23 protein-coding genes and 2 riboswitches are annotated in these 21,521 nt (G+C 50.6%); of the genes, 14 read left to right on the top strand and 9 right to left on the bottom strand.

Annotated features, from left to right (window positions below):
* Positions 1-6 precede the first annotated feature (6 nt).
* A complete protein-coding gene (locus ACFVVF_RS11015; protein WP_387808347.1) occupies positions 7-852 on the bottom strand; it encodes a helix-turn-helix transcriptional regulator in 846 nt (281 codons plus the stop codon).
* Positions 853-997: 145 nt separating this feature from the next.
* On the opposite strand from ACFVVF_RS11015, the gene ACFVVF_RS11010 reads away from it, so the two are divergent.
* Complete coding sequence (locus ACFVVF_RS11010; protein WP_387808345.1) at positions 998-1,741, top strand: SDR family oxidoreductase; 744 nt, start codon at positions 998-1,000, stop codon at positions 1,739-1,741.
* Positions 1,742-1,824: 83 nt separating this feature from the next.
* Here the strand turns inward: ACFVVF_RS11010 and ACFVVF_RS11005 are convergent, their stop codons facing one another.
* Positions 1,825-2,877, bottom strand: a complete 1,053-nt coding sequence (locus ACFVVF_RS11005; protein ID WP_387808343.1) for a hypothetical protein — start codon at positions 2,875-2,877, stop codon at positions 1,825-1,827.
* Between the two features lie 65 nt (positions 2,878-2,942).
* On the bottom strand, positions 2,943-4,163 hold the full coding sequence (locus ACFVVF_RS11000; protein ID WP_387808341.1) for an MFS transporter: 1,221 nt from the start codon (positions 4,161-4,163) through the stop codon (positions 2,943-2,945).
* A 153-nt stretch (positions 4,164-4,316) separates the two neighbouring features.
* On the opposite strand from ACFVVF_RS11000, the gene ACFVVF_RS10995 reads away from it, so the two are divergent.
* Together ACFVVF_RS10995 and ACFVVF_RS10990 are read left to right on the top strand one after the other, a co-directional pair.
* Entirely contained in the window at positions 4,317-4,916 is a 600-nt protein-coding gene (locus ACFVVF_RS10995; RefSeq protein WP_387808338.1) for a TetR/AcrR family transcriptional regulator, read from the top strand.
* A gap of 515 nt (positions 4,917-5,431) precedes the next feature.
* A complete protein-coding gene (locus tag ACFVVF_RS10990; protein WP_387808336.1) occupies positions 5,432-5,680 on the top strand; it encodes a hypothetical protein in 249 nt (82 codons plus the stop codon).
* Positions 5,681-5,688: 8 nt separating this feature from the next.
* Here ACFVVF_RS10990 and ACFVVF_RS10985 read toward each other — a convergent pair whose 3' ends face one another.
* Entirely contained in the window at positions 5,689-6,462 is a 774-nt protein-coding gene (locus ACFVVF_RS10985) for a hypothetical protein (RefSeq protein WP_387808333.1), read from the bottom strand.
* On the bottom strand, positions 6,459-7,007 hold the full coding sequence (locus ACFVVF_RS10980) for an RNA polymerase sigma factor (RefSeq protein ID WP_387808331.1): 549 nt from the start codon (positions 7,005-7,007) through the stop codon (positions 6,459-6,461). The genes ACFVVF_RS10985 and ACFVVF_RS10980 overlap by 4 nt, the downstream gene beginning before the upstream one ends.
* Positions 7,008-7,172: 165 nt before the next feature.
* Between ACFVVF_RS10980 and ACFVVF_RS10975 the strand changes: the two genes are divergently transcribed.
* A complete protein-coding gene (locus ACFVVF_RS10975) occupies positions 7,173-7,967 on the top strand; it encodes a class I SAM-dependent methyltransferase (protein WP_387808328.1) in 795 nt (264 codons plus the stop codon).
* A 77-nt stretch (positions 7,968-8,044) separates the two neighbouring features.
* Here the strand turns inward: ACFVVF_RS10975 and ACFVVF_RS10970 are convergent, their stop codons facing one another.
* Positions 8,045-8,470: a hypothetical protein gene (locus ACFVVF_RS10970; protein WP_387808326.1), complete on the bottom strand. Its 426-nt coding sequence runs from the start codon at positions 8,468-8,470 to the stop codon at positions 8,045-8,047.
* Positions 8,471-8,477: 7 nt separating this feature from the next.
* A riboswitch (cyclic di-AMP (ydaO/yuaA leader) is annotated at positions 8,478-8,661 on the bottom strand.
* Between the two features lie 401 nt (positions 8,662-9,062).
* Positions 9,063-9,298, top strand: a riboswitch (cyclic di-AMP (ydaO/yuaA leader).
* A 212-nt stretch (positions 9,299-9,510) separates the two neighbouring features.
* On the opposite strand from ACFVVF_RS10970, the gene ACFVVF_RS10965 reads away from it, so the two are divergent.
* The 8 genes from ACFVVF_RS10965 to ACFVVF_RS10930 all read left to right on the top strand — a co-directional run bounded on the left by ACFVVF_RS10965 (position 9,511) and on the right by ACFVVF_RS10930 (position 17,492).
* Positions 9,511-9,930 (top strand): hypothetical protein, encoded by a 420-nt coding sequence (locus ACFVVF_RS10965; protein WP_387808325.1) that lies wholly within the window; start codon positions 9,511-9,513, stop codon positions 9,928-9,930.
* Between the two features lie 85 nt (positions 9,931-10,015).
* Positions 10,016-10,132 carry a K(+)-transporting ATPase subunit F gene (gene kdpF / locus ACFVVF_RS10960; RefSeq protein WP_387809027.1) on the top strand — a complete coding sequence of 39 codons (117 nt, stop codon included), beginning with the start codon at positions 10,016-10,018 and terminating at the stop codon, positions 10,130-10,132.
* A gap of 17 nt (positions 10,133-10,149) precedes the next feature.
* Entirely contained in the window at positions 10,150-11,829 is a 1,680-nt protein-coding gene (gene kdpA, locus ACFVVF_RS10955; protein WP_387808322.1) for a potassium-transporting ATPase subunit KdpA, read from the top strand.
* A gap of 20 nt (positions 11,830-11,849) precedes the next feature.
* Positions 11,850-13,889 (top strand): potassium-transporting ATPase subunit KdpB, encoded by a 2,040-nt coding sequence (gene kdpB / locus ACFVVF_RS10950; protein WP_387809024.1) that lies wholly within the window; start codon positions 11,850-11,852, stop codon positions 13,887-13,889.
* Positions 13,890-13,916: 27 nt separating this feature from the next.
* Positions 13,917-14,567 carry a potassium-transporting ATPase subunit KdpC gene (gene kdpC / locus ACFVVF_RS10945; protein WP_387808320.1) on the top strand — a complete coding sequence of 217 codons (651 nt, stop codon included), beginning with the start codon at positions 13,917-13,919 and terminating at the stop codon, positions 14,565-14,567.
* Positions 14,568-14,775: 208 nt separating this feature from the next.
* Entirely contained in the window at positions 14,776-15,417 is a 642-nt protein-coding gene (locus ACFVVF_RS10940) for a class I SAM-dependent DNA methyltransferase (protein ID WP_387808317.1), read from the top strand.
* Positions 15,418-15,432: 15 nt separating this feature from the next.
* Positions 15,433-16,359 (top strand): PLP-dependent cysteine synthase family protein, encoded by a 927-nt coding sequence (locus tag ACFVVF_RS10935; RefSeq protein WP_387808314.1) that lies wholly within the window; start codon positions 15,433-15,435, stop codon positions 16,357-16,359.
* The gene (locus ACFVVF_RS10930) at positions 16,356-17,492 is read left to right on the top strand and encodes a bifunctional cystathionine gamma-lyase/homocysteine desulfhydrase (protein ID WP_387808311.1); all 1,137 of its coding nucleotides are present in this window, start codon (positions 16,356-16,358) and stop codon (positions 17,490-17,492) included. Before ACFVVF_RS10935 ends, ACFVVF_RS10930 begins: the two co-directional genes overlap by 4 nt.
* A 135-nt stretch (positions 17,493-17,627) precedes the next feature.
* Here ACFVVF_RS10930 and ACFVVF_RS10925 read toward each other — a convergent pair whose 3' ends face one another.
* The 3 genes from ACFVVF_RS10925 to ACFVVF_RS10915 all read right to left on the bottom strand — a co-directional run bounded on the left by ACFVVF_RS10925 (position 17,628) and on the right by ACFVVF_RS10915 (position 19,771).
* The gene (locus ACFVVF_RS10925) at positions 17,628-18,974 is read right to left on the bottom strand and encodes an arsenic transporter (RefSeq protein WP_387809021.1); all 1,347 of its coding nucleotides are present in this window, start codon (positions 18,972-18,974) and stop codon (positions 17,628-17,630) included.
* Positions 18,975-19,025: 51 nt separating this feature from the next.
* Positions 19,026-19,205, bottom strand: a complete 180-nt coding sequence (locus tag ACFVVF_RS10920) for a hypothetical protein (protein ID WP_387808308.1) — start codon at positions 19,203-19,205, stop codon at positions 19,026-19,028.
* A 233-nt stretch (positions 19,206-19,438) separates the two neighbouring features.
* Positions 19,439-19,771, bottom strand: a complete 333-nt coding sequence (locus ACFVVF_RS10915) for a winged helix-turn-helix transcriptional regulator (protein WP_387808306.1) — start codon at positions 19,769-19,771, stop codon at positions 19,439-19,441.
* Positions 19,772-19,918: 147 nt separating this feature from the next.
* On the opposite strand from ACFVVF_RS10915, the gene ACFVVF_RS10910 reads away from it, so the two are divergent.
* Together ACFVVF_RS10910 and ACFVVF_RS10905 are read left to right on the top strand one after the other, a co-directional pair.
* A complete protein-coding gene (locus ACFVVF_RS10910) occupies positions 19,919-20,683 on the top strand; it encodes a dioxygenase family protein (RefSeq protein WP_387808303.1) in 765 nt (254 codons plus the stop codon).
* 28 nt (positions 20,684-20,711) lie between these two features.
* Positions 20,712-21,461, top strand: coding sequence for a GTP cyclohydrolase II (locus ACFVVF_RS10905; protein WP_387808300.1), 750 nt, complete (start codon positions 20,712-20,714; stop codon positions 21,459-21,461).
* Positions 21,462-21,521: the final 60 nt, after the last annotated feature.

The raw sequence follows: 21,521 nt of genomic DNA, 5'->3' as shown, positions 1-21,521 counted from the left end.
GGGATATCAGTTTCTTTCTTCCAGAAACTTTCGGATTTTTTCCTTCGTTACCCCGTCATCTAGCGGAATGTGAATGGAAATTTTCAAATCCGGCTTGTCCTGCGGCTGGAACGAAATATAGTCGAATGCCAGCTCGCCAACAACCGGATGCTGCATAATTTTATGTGCCTGGGTATAGTCCAAGACGTCATGCTGTTCCCAGTAAGCCCGAAATTCCTCGCTGATCCCGGACAAGTCTCTGACCTGCTCGCCCCACCAAGGATCGTCGCCGTAACGGGCATAATCAGCACGGAATTGGGCGACGGTCCGGCGAGCATGCTCTTCCCATTCCGTTCCCTTTAATTTGCGGAAGTCGTCGTTTGTAAAGGTATACCATAGCAAATTCCGCTGTTGTTCAGACATCTTGTTTAGATCGCCATTCAGTATGCAGCTGGCCTCATTCCAAGCCACGATATTCATTCTGGCATCCATGGCACATGCAGGACTCAATCCCTGCGAATCCAGAAACCGCTGTAATACCGCACTCACTTTACTTTGCGCCCGTGATTGTTCGGGCGGAGGCTGCCGGTGTGCAAGCAGGAACATATGCTTGCGCTCCGCCGCGTCTAATTGAAGGGCAATCGCCAATCCTTCAAGCACTTCTGTTGACACATGAATCGAACGGCCCTGCTCCAGATAGGTGTACCACTCCAAGCTGACTCCGGCAAGCATGGCAACCTCTCCGCGCCGCAAGCCGGGTGTTCGCCTGCGGCCGGCCTCGGGAAGCCCGGCTTGCTTAGGTGTTAAACGTTCTCTGCGATTGCGGAGAAAATGGGCTAATTCGCTATATCGGTTTATTTCATTTTTGGCCAAATTCCAATCCTCCTGTTCATGAGCGGAAGAAGGTAGGAGTCGTAATACCAGTATAACCAGACACCTTCTTGATGCGTTTTTTCAGCTATACAATAGCTTATGTGAAGACGCCGTATAAATCAATTACACAAGAAGGAGAATGGATATGAAACAGGATTCCAACACGATTCTCATAACAGGAGGCGCGAGCGGCATTGGCCTGGCGCTTGCCTCGAGATGGATAAAGGCTGGCAATAAAGTAATCATCGTCGGACGAAGAGAGGACAAGCTGGCGGAGGCTAAGACGCTTTATCCAGAGCTTTATACGTATCGGTTCGATGTGTCCAAGGAAGAAGAGCGCATTGCACTGTTCGAACAGATTACACTGGAGCATCCTGATGTTAATGTTCTGCTTAATAACGCCGGTGTTATGCGGTTTATAACTGTCGATGGAGGGGAGCCTTGGAAGGATACAGAGGTTGAGCTGACAACAAATCTGGCGGCGCCGATTCATCTGGCCGCTCTATTTACGCCACATTTGAAAAACAATGAGCAATCGGTCATCCTGAATGTTACTTCCGGTTTGTCCCATGTGCCTATCGCGTCTGCTCCTGTTTATAGTGCCACTAAAGCGGCGCTTCATTCATTCACGCTGACGCTTCGGCATCAGCTGGCTCCGTATGGCGTTCAAGTCATTGAGATTTGTCCTCCGCATACGAATACCGATTTGGGGATACCTGGAGCCAACACCGCGGGCGTGCCGCTCGACGAGTTTGCAGATGCCGTTATGGAAAGCCTCGCGCAAGGCGAAGAAGAGATTACGTATGGCTGGTCCAAGCTTACCTCACAAGGTTCCCGCGCGGAACGTGATGAAATGTTCAAGCAGTTGAATAGCGCACAGCACGTCTAATGGATGATGAAGCCGGGCTGGTGTCCCTTTAAGGGCGCCAGCCCGGCTTTTTTGTGAAATGAATTTATGCGAGCAAGCACTTGTTAGATCATGTGCGCATAAAGCTTTTTGAGCGTGTCCAACGCTTTTTTCTCAAGGTGCATAATACCGCTAATGAGCTCGATGCAACGCTCTTTTTCCTTCAGTTCGCGTACGGGAGGCTCAGAGTAAGGATACATAGTCTCTAGTATCGAATAATTCGCAGCAATTTGGTTGTAGATGGCGATGCTGTCATCGAGCAATGAGGGATCTAATGCCGGAAGCTTTTCTTGCGCTTCAGTCAGAAATTGCACTGCATAACGTCTGGCTTCCCCTAATACTTCTATGAACAAGCTGAAGTAATAGGCGTCCACTTCGCCTGCTTTCAAGGAGGCCAGCCATTTCTGATAAGCCTTATGGCCAACGGTGTATGTTTTCCCGGCCGTGGTGTATTGCTCCTCATTATTTAAGCGGATGGCGTACGCCAACGTTTCCTTGAATGCAATATAGGGATCGGCAGCCGGAGCAGACGTTGCCCAGTGCAAAGAAATCAGTCTGTCTACAGGAAGGGGAGAGATTTCTGCTTTATCCCGGGATTGGACACAATTTATGCAGGTGCAGCGGCCAAAACCCAGATCAGTCCATGGGATGACGTTTTCTGCGAGCTTTTCTCCGGTATGCCACGAATCGGTATAGTAGCCGGCTTCATCATAAGCGGTAATGAGGGAAGTCTGATTGTTAATGTCCAGATTTTTGGCGAAGACAGGCTTTCCGGCATGGATGGCGAGTTTCGCCTTTTCCCACATCTCCTTCTGAAGCTGCAGCAAATGCTCACCGTTGGCATATTGATGAAGACCTTGAATATCGATTCCAATATTTCGTACTAGCCGAAAAACATCAGGTTCTACCTCACCGCCGTTTGGTTCTTTCAAGTTTTCGTCCAAAATATGCAGAAAAGCGTTGCCTGTTATGCCATACAGCCATGCGGTAGAAACATCGATGCGATAATAGTCTGCTGCTGATTTAACGGCGCCGACCAGAGAAGCATCCAATCCGCTGAATTTGTAGTCTTTCAGAGATTGAACGGCATGAATGTTGGTTTTATAGCGATCTGGCATAAAAGACACCTCCAATTTTTAGTAATCATTTCTACATTCTAGACGAAACCCCTCTATTGTATAGTTTATATCTTTCTGCCGCTCGTATGGCGAAGAGTAACGCCCCAGAATAGAAGAGCCATGCCGCTGACAGCTGCGCCAAGCCAGCAAACGCCGTGCCATCCGAAACTTCCGTATACAAGGGTCGAAGCGATGGAGCCTGTCGCGCTGCCTATCGAATAGAAAATCATATAACCTGCAGTCAGCCTGCTGCGTGCTTCCGGCCGAATGGACAGAATCATGCTTTGATTCGTAACGTGGACGGCTTGAACGGCAAGATCGAGCAAGATTATGCCTGCCACAAGTGCGAAAAGTGATTGAACGGCGAAACTGATCGGCAGCCAGGAAACGAGCAGCAGACTTAGTGCAACTCCGGTTGTCCACTGGCCATGCCCGCTGTCTGCAAGGCGTCCGGCTCGCGCAGCTGCAAGTGCGCCTGCCGCCCCGGCCAGACCAAACGCGCCGATTGCCGTATGGGAGAGTGAAAGCGGCGGACTGCTCAGCGGAAGCACAAGAGAAGTCCATAAAATGCTGAACGCACTGAAAATAAAGAAGGCCAATGCAGCGCGGATGCGCAGCACCTTTTCTTGCACGAATAGCAGCAGCACCGAATGGATAAGCCGCCAATAAGGCAATGCTTCCTGTTGACGTACTTGCTCGCTATTGGGCAATATCCGGAACAGAGTCACTGCCATAATAAGTGTAAGCAATGCGGATACGAGATAGACGGCACGCCAGCCTGCTAGGTCTGTCAAGGTGCCGGCAAATGTTCTGGCAAGCAATATCCCGATGACGATGCCGCTTGTCACAATTCCAACTACACGTCCGCGTTCAACGGGAGAAGCTAAGCTGGCAGCAAACGCAACGAGCGTCTGCGTGACAACCGCAAGCAGACCGACGGCTGCGACGCCAGCAAATAAGAAGGCTGCGTTGGGCGCGAGACCGACGGCGAGCAGAGCCGCAACGGACAAGAGCATTTGCCCGGAGATCAGCTTGCGCCGATCCAGCTTGTCGCCTAGCGGAACAAGCAGCAGCAAACCTAGCGCATAGCAGATTTGCGTAGCGGTGATTACGATACCCATGGATGAAGGCGCAAGGCTGAACTCGTTCGACATCGTGTCCAGCAATGGCTGTGCATAATAAATACTAGCTACGGACAAGCCGGCAGCTACAGCGAATAAAAAGGCAGTGAATCCGGATACAGCAGACACCGGTTCGGCACTTGATTGCGCGGGTTTTTCGAGCATGCTAAGGAAAACCTCCTATTTTTATACTGATTGGTACATAACAACTATTCGATAAATATATAGCGCATAATGATCTCATGTCAACTGTTTGACAATGAACGTGCTTATTCGTAGTATTTATATATACCTTTCAGTATGAAAAGAGGGATGGGAATGGTACGTCCACGGGAATTTGACGAGGAGAAGGCGCTGACTGCCGCAATGCAGCAGTTTTGGGAGAAGGGCTATGAGGCAACTTCCCTTACTGACCTGACTTCCAGTATGGGCATTCAACGGCCGAGCTTATATTCCGCATTTGGAGATAAAAAACAGCTGTTCGAAATGGCATTTCGCAAATATACGCAAAATCATGCTGCATCCATTCGGGCTAGTCTTCAGAAGCATACGTCGGTAAGGGCAGCGTTTCGCACGTTTTTTGAAAGCTTGGCGGATGAAGCTTATGAGCAAGCTCCGAGCAGGGGATGCTTCTGCATCAATACGATGGTCGAGCTTTCGCCCCATGATGAGAAGTTCGAAATTTTGACGCGGGAGCACCAGATGTACTTGTCCGTTATTTTTCAGGAGACGATTGAGCGCGGCATACGATCAGGGGAGCTGGATGAGACTGTAAACGCCAAGCAGACCGCTCAGTCGCTGATCATTCAGTTGATCGGGCTTACGGTTTTTTTGAAATCCCGGCCGGATCGTTCATTCGTTGCGAGTGCCATAGACACTGCGCTGAGCTTGATTAAGCCGGCTGAGAGCGAGGGATAATGTGGGGCTGTGCGGGGAATTGCTGTGCGTTTTGGCTCGAGCTGCCGTTCTTGATTCCATAGTCCTCACCGCATTGCGCTGAGTGATGGATTGAAGCTGCGAAAAGTCATCCCGAGCTCAAAACGCTTCGCGCATCCTAGGGTATGTAGCCGACCGTCAAGGAACCGTGTGAGTTGGCTGTGCGGGAATCACTGTGCGTTTTGGCTCGAGCTGCCGTTCTTGATTCCATTGTCCTCATCGCAATGCGCTGAGTGATGAATTGAATCTGCGAAAAGTCATCCCGAGCTCAAAACGCTCCGCTCATTCCAGGTAAGCACAGACGGTCAAGGAACCGTGTGAGTTGGCTGTGCGGGAATCGCTGCGCGTTTTGGCTCGAGCTGCCGTTCTTGATTCCATTGTCCTCATCGCATTGCGCTGAGTAATGGATAGAATCTGCGAAAAGTCATCCCGAGCTCAAAACACTCCGCTCATCCCAGGGTATGCAACTGGCCGTCATAGGAACAATTTCGAGGTTGATGCCGGTTGCAACGAATCAAAATGTAAAAGTGCAGGTTGGAGGCCGTGTTTTCGGAGATTTTAAGCATCAAAATGTAAAAGTGCAGTTTGATTGGCCCAAAAAGCCCCGATTAGGTGAAATGGAGCGATTTCAACTGCACTTTTGCATTTTGAATGCTGTTTTGGAGCTTTTGAGCGAAAACAACATGCACTTTTACATTTTGTTTACTCAAATGGTGCCGCAGCAAGCGGATAGCATGATTTATTAATAGTTCCGTTAGGCAAATGGAATCGTGTTGGCGATGTGAAGCAGCCATTCGCGATCGCTATGTTCAGCCCGCAGTTCATATTGCACAGCTCTTGAAGTCTGGGGAACTTCCATTGCCCAGATTAGCTGCCGCACCTCGTCGTTTTGCAAGTAAACGGCCTCCTGGCCATGGATGAGCAAACGCTCGATCGTTTGCTGTTCCATATCGGGCACATGGATCCGGCTTTTTGTCGTTCCGAACAAGCGGCATTCAAAGTTTCTGTCCGCTTGATCATACAGCAGTCTTGCCCCGACTATATTCTTATTTGGACGAAGATCGCGAACGACGACGGGCTTACTTTGCTGCTCACTTTCGGCTATCATTTCTTCAATTTCTTCTTCCGTTACATCATCGAAGCCGTAATAGACTTCAATGCGGCGAATTTCAGCTTCGACTGGCAGTGGAGGATTCCATGGTGCAGCCTCCTCGAACAGCTGCTCCAAGCTATGAGGCCAGAGGACAGCTGCATAGTTTGTTTGCTGGCTGACGGTACGATCGCCCTGAGCAGCGATATAAATCGCTTTTCCCATACCTGGCTTCAATTGCTGGATGATGGCATCCATCGGATCATCGGGCTGGAAGGTGTCGACGCGTACGGATGCCAGGACCTCGCCGTTGCCGTTGCGCATTTCGATTTGCTCCATAATTTTACGCTTCAATTGAGCTGGAGGCAGTATAGTTTCCGCCTTCGATTTCATCCGATTGATCCAAGCTTCCTCGCCAACATTTTCGAAATGATTCATATCGATTTCCCCTCCAATTTTTTTCTCATTTGCACAAGCGCCTGATTTAATCTGGACTTGACCGTCCCGACCGGAATAGCCAGCGCATCGGCAATTTCCTGCTGCGACAAGTCGTTGATGTAACGAAGCACAAGCACTTCCTTCAGCTTCACGGGAAGATTGTGCAATTCATCCATGACGGAATCATCTTGCGCTTCGCCAACAGAGACATCATTGTAAGCTGCAAGCGGTGTTGTATGCTGCTCTCGCTGCTTTTGCTCCTTCCGGTATTCCTTCCATCTTCTCCTCCTATGGGCGTGAAGCTGACGAATCGTAATGCCATACAGCCAGCCCTGCAAGCTGCGGGAATGATCGTATTTGTCCAAATTTCGATAAAGCTCCAAATATACATTTTGCGCAATATCCTCGGCATCGGTATGGCTGCCGCTCAAATAGTATAAAGTGCGGTACACTTCGTTGACCGTTTCGTTATAAAGCTGTTCGAAGGCTTCCTCCTGTCCGTTCAGCGCCAAGCCGACAAGCTCAGATATCGTTGTAACCGCCACAAATAACTCCCTCCTTTATCGCTATTTACTCTATTTGGCCATTTTTCTGAAAATCGTTCGTTTTCTTTTATTTTATTTCAAAATCCATACAAATGGGAAAATTTTACCTGTATAATAGTAGCTCTGCATCTTTACGAGATTGATATCCAATAGAGGAGGAAGTCTATGTTTCCCGATTTATCGGTTCATCCTGATTTTGTAAGCGGGCAAAGCATGCCCTGGTGTAAACAGTTGGCAGTAAGGACTGGAAAGTATGAATACCCATGGACGGCGAATGTGGAGGGGCAGGCGGCGGAGACGGTCTTGACTGAAAAACTCGCTTCTGCCGTACATGGCAGAGTACTTGATGTCGGCTGCGGGCATGGTGAGTACACGAACCGCTGGTCGGAGCAAGCGGTGGAGGTCACCGGTTACGATATGACAGAAGGCTTTATTCGGACAGCCAACGAACGGTATCGAAGCGCTAATGTCCGGTATGTAGTAGGCTCAACCAAGCAGGGGCTTCCGTTTCCTGATCATTATTTCGACGTTGCTTACACAAAGAAGGGACCAACAAGCTGGTATGAGGAAGGGAATCGGGTTGTCCGGCCTGGAGGCTCGCTAATTATGCTCCATCCGGGCGACGGTAATGGAGAAGGCGGTGAATTGGGGGAGGTGTTTCCCGGCTTATTCGCCGGACCTGCACCAGGTACGCCTACGCTGGATCGCATTCAAGAGCGGCTGGCGGTTAGCGGACTTACTGACATCCGAATGACGGTGTTGAAGGAGCTGGTATGGCTGCCTGCGGCTGAGGATATTTTGGCGTTGTTATGTTTTGGTCAAAGCGACAGTTTCTCGCAATATGTAAGGGAAACATGCTTCAAAGCTATTCAGACGCAGTTCGATAAGCATGCGGAGGCTCGGGGGATTAAGACGACCGGATTTTATTACTTTATTGAAGCAAAGGCATCAGCTAAATAGAATCGCATCATTTACAGATGAAGCCGCCTCGCATTTTCGTGAGGCGGCTTCATCTATGATCCAGACTAGGGGGACAGCTAGTATAAGGACAAATAAAAGACCGATTGACGGAATAGCTCGGCATATCCGGCCTGTGAAGGCTGATGTGATTCAGGATGGGACTGGCCGCGGCATACTTGGCGTACAGCGTCATCGAAGAGACTGCGCAGCTCGGGATTTCTGACGTTCTCCGAACGGGGAGAGCCTGCAGCGGTATGCAGGTTGACCCAGCCCATATAGTGAGGTGCAGAAGAGCACCAAGCGTTCCAGTCCGCAGGCTGCTCCTTCTGCTGAATGAATAGCTCGCCCCACCCGATGCCGATATTAGTTGATAAGCGCATATAGGCGCGATAACCGGATTCAGCCGGGATGATAAACAACTCGATGTGAAGCACTTTTAATGTTGACGGCAGCTGCTGAATGTCGGGCAGCGGTTCCGTTCCTTTGTATACTACAGTTATCATTTTGCAATTCTCTCCTTGATTTCGCTTACGGAGTTAGCTGACGGATTCGGGATAGAGAGCTTCCCTACAGACGTGCGCATTGCGCTTTCGTCCGATTCACCCCGTGCCCTACGATCATCGCATCTTATGACGATGAACGCAAGCGTTGGTTCCCCCGTTTCTGTCCGATCAGAATTCAGCGATAGATGTATGAGCCATGTTCTGGCATGGCGTTCATATTAAACCGGAATCGTCACGTTGTAAAATAACAGACGGGCGATATTGCCCTTCTTTTCGGCAAATTGCCAATATACCTGCCATTATCCTCGTAAAATACGCTTCTTTCTTTGAAATTCTCATTATGGCTTCCGTAATCGCATGCAATTAAAAGCAGGTTGATCAGTGACGGGAGCCACTATGTTATCCCTAGCGTCTAGTTTTTGAAAAGGAGAGAAAGAACGAGATAAATCGATTATTTTCAAGAAGTAACATTATGTAAGCGTTATAACCTATCCTTTTCCCTCGAATTTTCAACCTATTTGCACCCGCTATCGCTTTACACAAATATTGGCTGGGAGTATGATTCGATTCATGGTTACGTAATTTGTTTCCAATGCTGCACTTGCTGAGTTCCCGTTCATTGCAACGGGAAGCGGGGGAACCACAGCGGGATAACTCCAGTATTCTGGAATTTCCCGTTTATCGCGGCGCTGCGATCCGATGTGAGAGTCGGAGGACGGCGTTGCAGGGGTGAATCATCGACCGAAAGCCATGGACTTCGGCTGATGTAGGGCAACTCTCACTGCCCGAATCCGACAGCTAACCTCGTAAGCTTATAGTTGAGAGAGGCGACAATCAACGCGATGACTTTGTCATGGCTTGTTGGCCGCGTAAATCCAGCATACCCTTTAGCGCCTAATGAAGGCGGAAGGATGTATGCCGTTTGCGCTGTCCAAGCGATGTTCTTAAGAAGCCGCGGGTGAGCACCTCTGCTCCCTGCCGGCTTCTTTTTTGTTGCCTTTTTTCCTTGCGATTTCATAAACAGGAGGCATTTTTAGAAAATGGAAACGATCGCGGTAGCCGGTTTTAACGAAATTAGCGTTAATTTTATTCGTCAGCTGCTCTACCGTCAGCTTCCTTTCATCGTGTTGACCAACAGCAAGCTGGAGGCAAAACGTATAACGGAGGTCGTAGATACATCTCTAGTCAAGGTTCTGAGGGTTCGAACAACCGCCAGAGCGTGGAGTATCCCGGAGCTGCCGATTGCAAAAGTATATATTTTCGAAAGCAGTCTTCCGCTAAGCTGCCGCTATTTAAGATATTGCAGGTCCCATTGGGCCAGTGCCCATATTTGCGTAATTACGACTCACTGGCATCCGAAGGCGATCTATAAAGCGCTTGGAGCGGATGGGATTGTTTACACGCAAGGGGAAGAGGTCGGTTTTTTGCTTTCTTTTGCGGAACAAGCGCCAGACTTATAGGACAGGAGGCTATATTCATGATGGATTTCTATATGGTTGTACTGCTGCTGGGCGTGTTCGCTATGCTGGCAGGTTTTCTGGCTTGGTGCGCTGGAACGGTCGACGGCAAAGGAGGAGAGGGAAGGTGATTCTTATTGCCATTGTTACTCTGCTGATGTTCCTGTACCTTGTTTATGCTTTGTTGAATCCCGAGAAGTTTTAGCCTAGGAGGCCATATCGATGGAAATTGTTCAAATAGCGGTCGTGGTCGTGATTCTTATCGCATTAGTCAAACCGCTAGGCACTTATGTATATCACGTATTTTCGAATGAAGCCAATTGGACGGATAAGCTGTTTGGGCCGTTTGAACGGCTGCTTTATAAGCTGATCGGGCTGAAAAACCGGGACGGCATGAGCTGGAAAAAGTATGCGTTCAGTTTTATCGTGACCAACGCGGCTCTGACGGCGGCAGGCTACTTGCTGCTGCGGCTTCAGCGGCTGCTTCCGTTTAATCCTAACGGGATGGACGGAATGGAGCCCACGTTAACATTTAATACGGTAATCAGTTTTATAACCAATACGAATCTGCAGCATTACAGCGGCGAAAGCGCGCTTTCTTACTTTTCGCAAATGGCTGTCATCATGATGATGATGTTTACATCGGCGGCAACCGGCTTTTCAGTCGCGATTGCGTTCATTCGCGGATTAACGAGCAGAGGCAGAACGATCGGACATTTTTTCGAGGATTTCGTCAAAGCGCATACGCGTATTTTGCTGCCGGCATCCTTCGTTATTACGCTGGTGCTGGTTGCGCTGCAAGTTCCGCAGACGCTTGAGCCGACGCTGACCGTTAAGACGCTGGAGGGAGCGTCTCAGCAGATCGCGATCGGGCCGGTCGCCTCGCTGGAATCAATCAAGCATTTGGGTACAAATGGCGGCGGGTTTTTCGGCGTCAACTCGGCGCATCCGTTCGAGAATCCGAATCCGCTGACTAACGTGATCGAGATTTTGTCCATGTGGGCATTGCCGGCCGCGCTGCCTTATACGTTTGGCCGATTTGCCAGGAGCAAAAAGCAAGGCTGGGTCATTTTCTCGGCGATGATGGTGCTGTTTCTCATTTGTTTAACGACAGTCTACACCGCAGAGAAAGCCGGCAATCCCATCTTTAACAGTCTTGGCATCGATGCGTCTCAGGGCAGTATGGAAGGCAAGGAGGTCCGGTTTGGCATTGCAGGGTCGGCCTTGTTTACAGCTGTAACAACAGCCGCAACGACCGGATCGGTCAACAACATGCATGATACGCTGACGCCAATTGGAGGCCTCGTTCCGATGGCGGAAATGATGCTCAATGTCATTTTTGGCGGCAAGGGCGTGGGGTTAATCAATATGCTGATGTACGCCATTCTTGCGGTTTTCCTATGCGGCTTGATGGTGGGACGGACACCGGAGTTTTTGGGGAGGAAAATCGAGCCCAGAGAAGTGAAGCTGATTGCCGTCGCCATACTGGCCCATCCTTTCGTCATATTGGCTCCGACGGCGCTTGCTCTAATGACTGGCGCCGGCCAGGCAGGCATTACGAATCCGGGCTTTCATGGAATTAGCCAGGTGCTGTATGAATACGCATCTTCGGCGGCAAACAACGGCTCAGGCTTCGAAGGCCTTAGCGATAATACAACGTTCTGGAATATAAGTACGGGGCTGGTCATGCTGCTTGGCCGCTATATTTCGATTATCGCGATGCTGGCTGTGGCGGGATCACTGCTGCGCAAGAAGCCTGTACCGGATACGCTTGGGACATTTCGGACCGACAATGCCTTGTTCACAGGCTTGCTGGTCGGCACGGTATTGTTAATTGGCGCTTTAACTTTTATGCCGGCGGTCGCACTTGGACCCATTGCCGAGTATTTAACAATCCGTTAACGGATGAGGTGGATACAATGATGACGAATAACCGACAGAAACGATTACTGACGGCAGATGCCGTTCAGCGTGCTTTGAAGGAAAGCTTGCTTAAACTCAATCCGGTTACGATGCTGAAAAATCCGGTCATGTTCGTCGTAGAGATTTGCACCGTTATCGTCTTGCTAATGACAGTATTTCCGGACTACTTCCATTCCAGAGATCGTATAGGCTTTAATTTGACCGTATTTTTAATTTTGCTGTTTACCGTTTTATTTGCGAATTTTGCGGAAGCTTTGGCGGAAGGCCGGGGTAAAGCGCAAGCTGACTCCCTCAAGAAGACGAAGCAGCAAGTGATGGCAAATAAGCTGGCCGAGGGCAGCGGCATTCACGTCATAAAATCCACGGAGCTGCACAGGGGCGACTTGGTCATCGCGTCGCAAGGCGAGATGATTCCTTGCGACGGGGAAGTGGTCGAGGGCACCGCTTCCGTGGATGAATCAGCGATTACAGGCGAATCGGCACCCGTTATTAAAGAGGCGGGCGGCGATTTCAGTTCGGTAACGGGAGGGACGCGGGTTGTTAGCGACTGGATCAAAATCAGAGTGATCAGCGAGCCTGGGGAATCGTTTATCGATCGGATGATTTTGCTGGTGGAAGGAGCCAAACGGCAAAAAACGCCAAATGAAATTGCGCTTGGCACGCTCCTGACCAGCCTGACGCTTATTTTTCTAATCGTCGTCGTTACGCTGGAGCCGATTGCCAGCTTCGTCGGCATCGAGCTTGAAGTGCCGGTGCTGATTGCGTTGCTCGTCTGTCTCATTCCGACAACGATTGGCGGCCTGTTGTCAGCAATCGGAATAGCCGGAATGGACCGGGTCGCGCAGTACAATGTACTGGCCATGTCGGGGAAAGCGGTGGAAACAGCCGGCGATATCAATACAATGATTTTGGATAAGACAGGAACGATCACCTTCGGCAATCGGATGGCCAGCGAGTTCGTGACGGCAGGCAGTCAGGTGAACAGCGAGGAGCTGTTCCAATGGGCCGCTATTAGCTCATGGAAGGACGAAACGCCGGAGGGACGTTCTGTACTCGACTATATGAAACGCAACGGGTTTTCATTCGATACGCTTGGGGCGGAGAAAGGCGAGTTTATTCCGTTCCGGGCGGAGACAAGGATGAGCGGCATCGACTTGCCGGACGGGCGGCAGGTGCGCAAAGGCGCAGTGGATGCCGTGCGCGGCTGGGTGCTGTCGCAAGGCGGAACGGTTCCCGAAGATTTATCCCGAAAAGTCGAAGCCATCGCATCAGCCGGAGGTACACCGCTCGCTGTTGCTGTAGATAAAGAGATCGTTGGGCTTATTTATTTGAAGGATACCGTCAAGCCCGGAATGAGGGACAGATTCGAACAACTGCGGCGCATGGGGATCAAGACGATTATGTGTACCGGTGACAATCCGCTTACGGCTGCGACTATCGCCCGGGAAGCCGGGGTAGACGGCTTTATTGCTGAAAGTACGCCGGAGGATAAAATCAAGGTGATCCGCAGGGAGCAAGCGGAGGGCAAGCTGGTTGCGATGACCGGCGACGGCACGAATGATGCGCCGGCGCTGGCTCAGGCAGATGTTGGCATTGCCATGAACAGCGGCACGGCTGCTGCTAAAGAGGCGGCCAATATGGTGGATCTGGATTCCGATCCGTCCAAGATCATTGAGGTGGTCGCCATCGGCAAACAACTGCTGATGACGCGAGGCGCATTGACGACCTTTAGCATCGCTAACGATATTGCGAAATACTTCGCAATCATTCCGGCGATGTTCATGATTGTTATTCCGCAAATGAACGCGTTGAACGTGATGAAGCTGGGCTCGCCGTATTCGGCTATATTGTCGGCGTTGATTTTCAACGCAATCATTATACCGCTTCTGATTCCGTTGGCGATGAAAGGTGTCGCCTATAAGCCGATGAGCGGCTCCCGCCTACTGGGCCGCAATTTGCTCATCTACGGACTGGGCGGTATGATCGCGCCATTTATCGGCATTAAACTGATTGACCTTGTCGTGCATATCTGGGTGTAACGTAAAAATAGAAAGGATGATTGTTATATGCGTACCGATGCATTGCCAGCAGCTGCTAATAATGAATCAAAGTCTGGCGGTTCTATCATGTGGCAGGCTTTGCGGTCAAGCCTCGTATTTATCGTATTATGCGGAATGATTTATCCGCTTGTCAGTACAGGAGCAGCCCAGCTGCTCTTTCCTGAGGAGGCTGGCGGCAGTCTGGTGAGGGATGGAAACGGGCAAATTGTCGGATCTGCCTTAATCGGCCAGCCGTTTAAGGATCCGAAATATTTTCAAGGCAGAGTCTCAAGCATTGATTATAATGCGGCTGGTTCAGGCTCGAACAACTACGCGCCATCGAATCCGGCTCTGCTGGACCGGACGAAAGCTTCTATTTCACAATGGAAGACGGATAATCCCGATGTTCCCGTCGAACAATTGCCGATTGCGCTAATCACCAATTCAGGATCGGGACTCGATCCGCATATTACACCGCAATCGGCAGCCGTGCAAATTCCGCGAATCAGCAAGCTGACCGGCTTGGATGAAGCCGAATTGAAGCTGCTGGTGGAAGCCAATACAGAGGGGCGCTCGCTGGGGCTATTCGGAGAGCTTCGAGTCAATGTTCTAAAGCTGAATTTACAGTTGGCGGAGAGGCTTGGCGGCAAGTCGGCGGCATCGAATGTGAAAGGCTGATCCCGCTAGAAGAAGGCGGTCTCTATCTATAGAAGGAAAACACCGGAGAAAGCACGGTACAACTGCCCATAAAGCCCGTTCGGCTTGGTCTCACCAAGGCGTATTACCCGGCATACGATAATGCAAGCATCCCGATTGCATATCGCGGCGAAGCGGACTGAGCGAGCCGAGCTTGCGAAAACGAACCCGAAAGGAGCTCGGATGGCCGATGGGCAGAGAGTTTATCGAGTTATTCGATAATTGGTCGGAAGATTACGATCAGACGGTGGCGGGGCATGACGAGCAGTATCGCGAGGTATTTGAGCATTATGATCATATTTTGCAGACGGTTGCTTCCCGCAGTCATGGAACAGTCGTCGAATTCGGCGTCGGAACCGGCAATTTAACGGAAAAGCTAATTGCACTCGGCAGGGTAGTGTACGGAGTGGAGCCGTCATCCGGCATGCGCAGCCAAATCGCCAAGCGGGGCCTTGCCTTTACGCTGCTGGACGGGGATTTTATTCAATTTCCATCCATCAGCGAGCCTGTTGATTCAATTGTCAGCACGTATGCGTTTCACCATCTGACCGATGAGGAAAAGGAAGCGGCGATTTCGCTTTATGGCAAGCTTCTGAGCAGCGGCGGAAAAATCGTATTTGCAGACACCGTCTACCGCGATGCTGGTGAACGTGAGCTTATTCATGCATCAGCCCGGGAGGCCGGCTATAACAACCTGCTCTACGATCTGCAGACGGAATACTATACGACGATTGAGGCGCTGCAAGCGATGCTGGAGCGCAATGGCTTCAGCGTAACCTTCAATAGGCTTAACCGCTATGTGTGGCTGATCGACGCGACGAAAAACGGTTAATGGAGGAGCTGTCCAATGGCATACTACCGCAATGTCCAGCAAATCGTCGGCAACACGCCGCTCCTCGAGCTTACCCGCTATCCGCTGCCTAATAATGTAAGGCTGTTCGCCAAGCTGGAGTTTCTGAATCCTGGCGGCAGCGTTAAGGATCGTCTTGGCCTGCAGCTGCTGGAGCAAGCTTTTCATAACGGCAGCCTTAAACCGGGCGGGACGGTTATTGAGCCGACAGCGGGCAATACAGGCATCGGCCTGGCGCTGGCGGCAATCGGCCGGGGCGTCTCTGTTATTTTCGTCGTACCCGAGAAATTCAGCACCGAGAAGCAGCAGCTGATGAAGGCGCTGGGAGCTGTTGTCGTCAACACGCCTACGGAACAAGGCATACTTGGCGCGATCCGGAAAGCAGAGCAGTTAACCGCAGAAATCCCTGGCGGTTACTCGCCGGCTCAGTTCTCCAATCCGGCAAATCCGTCAACGTACTATGAGACGCTGGCCCCGGAGATTTGGCGGGATTTGAACGGACAATTGGATATCTTCGTGGCTGGGGCCGGTTCCGGCGGCACCTTTATGGGCTCGGCCGTGTATTTCAAGGATCAAGACCCGCAGATTCGAACAGTCATTGTTGAGCCGGAAGGATCAATACTTGGCGGCGGCAAGCCGGGCCCTCATAAAACCGAAGGCATCGGCGTCGAGAAGCTGGGGCCTTTCATGGATACGTCGTATTTCGACGAGGTACGCACCATTTCGGACGAGGATGCCTTTCTGCGGGTAAAGGAGCTTGCTCTGCTGGAGGGGCTGCTTGTGGGCAGCTCTTCCGGCGCTGCGATGCAAGCCGCTCTGCTGGAGGCGGAGAGTGCGAAGCCTGGCAGCCGGATTGTCACGATATTCCCGGATGGCAGCGACCGTTATTTGAGTAAAAAAATATATGAAGGAGGATCGGAATGAGAAAGCGGACAGAGCTAATTCACGGCGGCATCTTTGGCGATCCTCATACCGGCGCAGTCAGCGTTCCTATCTATCAAACGAGCACGTACGAGCAGGAAGAGATCGGCGTGCATAAAGGCTACGAATATTCCCGAACCGGCAATCCGACCCGCCATGCGCTGGAGGCGCTGATCCGTGATTTGGAGGATGGCGAGAGAGGGTTCGCCTTTGCATCGGGGATGGCGGCGATTACGGCGGTGCTGATGCTGCTCAGCAGCGGCGATCATCTGCTGGTGAACGATGATGTATATGGCGGTACGTACCGGATTGCGACCAAAGTAACCAATCGGCTTGGCATCGAAGCGAGCTTCGTCGATACCGCAAATCTGAATGCGCTGGAGGAGGCGGTTCGGCCTCATACCAAGGCGCTGCTGCTGGAGACACCGACCAATCCGCTGCTCAAATTAACGGATATCGCTGCCGTGGCCGCGTGGGCGAAAGCCCGCGGGCTTCTGCTGATTGTCGATAATACGTTCAGCACGCCTTACTGGCAAAATCCGATTCCGCTTGGCGCGGATATCGTCGTCCATTCGGCAACCAAATATTTGGGCGGGCATAGCGATGTGGTCGCCGGACTCGCTGTTGTTAATGATAGCGGGCTGGGTGAACGACTTCATTTTATTCAAAATGCGACAGGCGGCGTGCTTGGTCCTCAAGACTCTTGGCTGCTGCTGCGAGGGATGAAGACGTTAGGCTTGCGAATGGAGGCTCATGAGCGGAATGCGAAGGAGCTTGCAGCTATGCTGTCCGCTCATCCGGCTGTCAGGGCGATTCATTATCCGGGTCTGGAAAGCCATCCCCAGCATGAGCTTGCGAGGCGGCAAGCCCGCGGCTTCGGCGGAATGATCGCATTTGACGTCGGAAGCGGGAAGAAGGCGGCTGACGTCATTCGCAAGCTGCGCTATTTTACACTTGCTGAAAGTCTTGGCGCTGTGGAAAGCCTGATCTCGATTCCCGCCCGGATGACGCATGCATCCATTCCGAAGGAACGGCGGGAGGCGCTCGGCATCTCTGACGGTCTGATTCGTATTTCTGCCGGCATAGAGGACAGTGAGGATCTGATTGAGGATTTGGCGAACGGCTTGGCTGATTAATTGCGAAAATATTAGGGAAGAAGCCTGCGTCACGAATTGAACGCAGGCTTCTTCATGATGGCGGGGCAATTAATGTGTTCGGCGCTATAATTTTTGAATAGCCTCTTAGGCACTCTCTTTTCTCAATTCGTTGCGCTAATGCGCCGGATACAGCCAGGATACCCATAGGGCCAGCAGAACGAGCGTAAATACTAGCGTAGGCGGGATGACGAGGGCGGTTACCTTCACATAATCCTTCCATCCGATTTTCACCTTATACTGCTTGAGGATGTGCATCCAGATGAGGGATGCAAGCGTGCCGATTGGAAGCAGCAGCGAACCGATATCACTGCCGATGACGCTGGCCAAGTAGGAGATTTTCAGCGTAAGGGGATCTAGTCCCATCTGCGTTAGTGTGAGCGTTCCGACCATTAATGCCGGGTGGTTGTTGAACAAGGTAGACATTGCGGATAGAAGTCCGCCCATCATCAGGCTTGCGCTCATCAAATCACCTGACACGAGCGGCTCAAAGACAGAAACAAGCTTCTCGGTAAGCCCGATATTATTCAAGCCGTAAATGATGACGTACATGCCGAATGCAAAAATAAGAATATGCCAAGGGATTTTTGCCAAAATATCTTTCGGCGGCATTTTCAAATAAACCCAGCGCCAGCCAAGCAGCAGCAGCGAGCCTAGAACAGCGACCCACTCGATTGGAATATGCACATAGGATGCTCCGAATAAGCTTAACCGGACGGCAAATACGAATAGGAGTATGGATTGCATGAATCGGGTTGTGTAACGCGGGTCAGGTTCCGATTGGAGCGATCTGCTTAAAGGATGGCTGCCCCGTATCGATACAGTGCGGGGAATTTGCCTTGGCAGCTGGCGATAGAAGCAAAGAAAGAGCAGCGTAACGAGAAACAGCAAGCCGATTGTGGCTGGGACAAACATCATCATCGTATGCATGTACAAATCCATATGAACGATTTTGAGTGCGATGAGATTGACGATATTGCTGACGCCGATAGGTGCGCTGGATGCAGTGGCGACTAATGCACCCGACAGCAAATAGGGGATTTTTTGATGATTTTTAAGTCCCAGGTGCTGGAGCATAATGAGAAGTATCGGTGTTGTAATCAGGATGCTGCCGTCATTATTAAAGAAGAGGGTCATGAGAAAGCAGATAAGGTTGACGTACCAGAATAACCGGATGCCTGAGCCGCGAGCCCGCATAGCAAGTCCTTCTGCGGCCCATACGAAGAAGCCGAAGCTCTCCAGGACGATAGCCATTACAATGGTTGCCATTATCGTAATGGCTGCACCGCTGATCGTCTCCGTAATTTGCAGAAGATCGGGCCAGGTCACGGCGCCGCCGGCCAGGACAACGATTGCGCCGAATGTAGCGGGTATCGCTTCATTCAGTCCTCTTGGCCGCCATAAAATAAGGACAATCGTAAAAATAAAAGCAAACAGGGTCAACAGGACAGTAGCGGATAGCAACAAATAAGGATCACCTCAATTTCGATCTGACTGTCTGAATATCCGGAAGTTTTATTCGCCGACGGCCGAAGGCTGATGGGCCTCGAATCTCTCTCTGTCGTAGTAGATAGCGGACTGAACTGGCGGTTTGGCGACAGGCTGCTCTGCCGGATTCATCAGTGCGGCGGACGGCTTTAGCAAGAAATATAAGGCTAAGCCTGCTAGGGAAATGATTGAAAAGATGATAAGCATGGATACGGACTCCTTTCATTCAACCTTCATCTGTCTAGCATCTATCACTAGCAGATATTGATAGGATATATGTATGTGCCGGAATGATAGAGAGTGCTGGGTATTTGCTGCATCGGGCTGGAATTCCGCAGGGCAGCTGCATAAAGAGGCATAACAAAAAGAGCTTTCTGAATTGCCGCCACAATAAAAGCAGCGATTCAGGAAGCTCTGGCATATGTTGGCTTGAAGCCTTATTAAGGACAATGATGCTCCGGCTGCTCTTCGATCCAGTCCTGCGACCATCTTTGAATTTCCCGGACGATCGGCTCTAGAGCGAGCCCCTTCTCGGTTAAGGAATATTCAATCCGGACGGGAATTTCAGGGTAGACCATTCTCGCAACGATGCCTTCATTCTCCAAATCCTTGAAACGTTCGGACAGCAGCCTTCCGCTGATCGGAAGAGCGGCTTGGACGGTACAGAACCGTTGAGGCCCGGATAACAGCTGATAAATGATTAAGCCGATCCATCGTTTGCCGATAAGGTCCATTCCCTTCTGCAACCGTGGACAAAGATCGGATTGCTCCATTTCAATCACCTCGTTTAAGTCCCATTATTATATCTTTAATATCTATTTTATACAAGCAAACTTAAATATTGTCCATAACTTGACGTTACTTAATTTCGATTATATAATTAGTTACTATTAGTAAGTGAATTAAGGGAGGGAGCTTCAATGTCGCCTTTATTTTTAGCGCACGGATCACCGATGCTGGCTGTAGAAGACAATGATTATACCGCTTTTCTGCGCGATGCTGGAGCTAAGCTGCAGCCTGCTGCGATCGTAATATTTACTGCGCATTGGGAAACAGATGTTACAACAATCAGCTCGAAAGACGATATATATGATACGATCTATGATTTTCACGGTTTTCCTGATGAATTGTATCAAGTGAAATACAATGCGCAAGGCTCTACCCAAATTGCAGAGCTTGTGAGACAATTATTGGAGACGGAAGGCATACCTTCCGGTTTCGATACAGAGCGTGGTCTGGATCACGGATCGTGGACGATTTTGTCTAAAATGTTCCCGGAAGCCGACATTCCCGTCGTGCAAGTGTCCGTTAATCCATATTTACCTGCAGAAGAACAGTATCGCATAGGCAAAGCGCTGCGCGAATTGGCCGGACGCAACATATTATTAATCGGCAGCGGTGTGACTGTGCACAACCTGCGGGCTCTTAGATGGGGTCAGAAGGAAGCGGAGCCTTGGGCTGTCCAATTTGACGATTGGCTCATTGCAAAGCTGGAGCAGCATGCGCTCGAAGATTTATTTCATTACGAGAGCCTTGCGCCGAATGCAAAAGCCGCCGTTCCGCGTGCCGAACATTTTGTACCGTTTTATATTGCGCTGGGCGCCGGTCAACCGGATACTGCGCCGACCATTATCCATAGAAGCTACGAGATGGGTACGTTAAGCTATCTTTCATTCCAATTCTAAACTTTATACGGCTAAGAAGGTGCAATCAATGAACAAAAAAGACGTCATTTCAGTATTGAAAAATAAGATACGAACAATTGAAGACCCCGCTTATGATTTGCATGTAGTGGGGCCGATTCAACTGCCAGTGGAGCTTGACGGTCAGACTAAAGTGTTTCAATGGTACAGCTGGCTTCGCAAGGAGAAGCGCGAGAACGGCAGCACTGAAACGGCTGAAGAGCTTATCGGCAGCTTGAAGGATTTCCATTATGCCGATTTGCAGCAGTCCAGTGTGCTCGTATATGGCGATTTCGAGCATAGTCCTGAAGCGCTGATCCGGATGCATAGCATTTGCCACACCGGCGATATATTCGGCAGCCAGCGCTGCGATTGCGGCTTTCAATTGAAGCAGTCGATGCGAATGATTACGGAGCATGGCGCAGGGGCGCTGTTCTATCTGGCGAATCATGAGGGCCGGGGCATCGGATTGTTCAGCAAAGCAATGGCTTACCTGCTTCAAGAGGAAGGGCTCGATACGGTAGAAGCCAACGTTGCACTCGGTTTCGCGGATGATTCCCGTAACTATGAGGAGGCTATCGCGGTGCTGAAGCTTTTGCGTGAAGCCCCTGTTTCCCTCATTACGAACAATCCCCGCAAGGTGGATGCCATGCGTGAGGCGGGAATGAACATCAGCTCCCGTTTGCCGCTTTGGGGCGAGGCGACCGTATACAACGAGAAGTATTTATCCACAAAAATTGCTAAATCCGGCCATTTCGAGCGGATTTTAGCCAATAAGTGATAAAAAACCGGGGATTTCCCGGTTTTTTTTATTGTTTCGGCCATTTAGCAGCGAAACTTC

The sequence above is a fragment of the Paenibacillus sp. NPDC058174 genome, from assembly GCF_042883865.1.
Taxonomy (GTDB): Bacteria; Bacillota; Bacilli; order Paenibacillales; family Paenibacillaceae; genus Pristimantibacillus.
The sequence above is the reverse complement of the archived record's forward strand: the minus strand, read 5'-3'. Positions and strand labels throughout refer to the sequence as shown.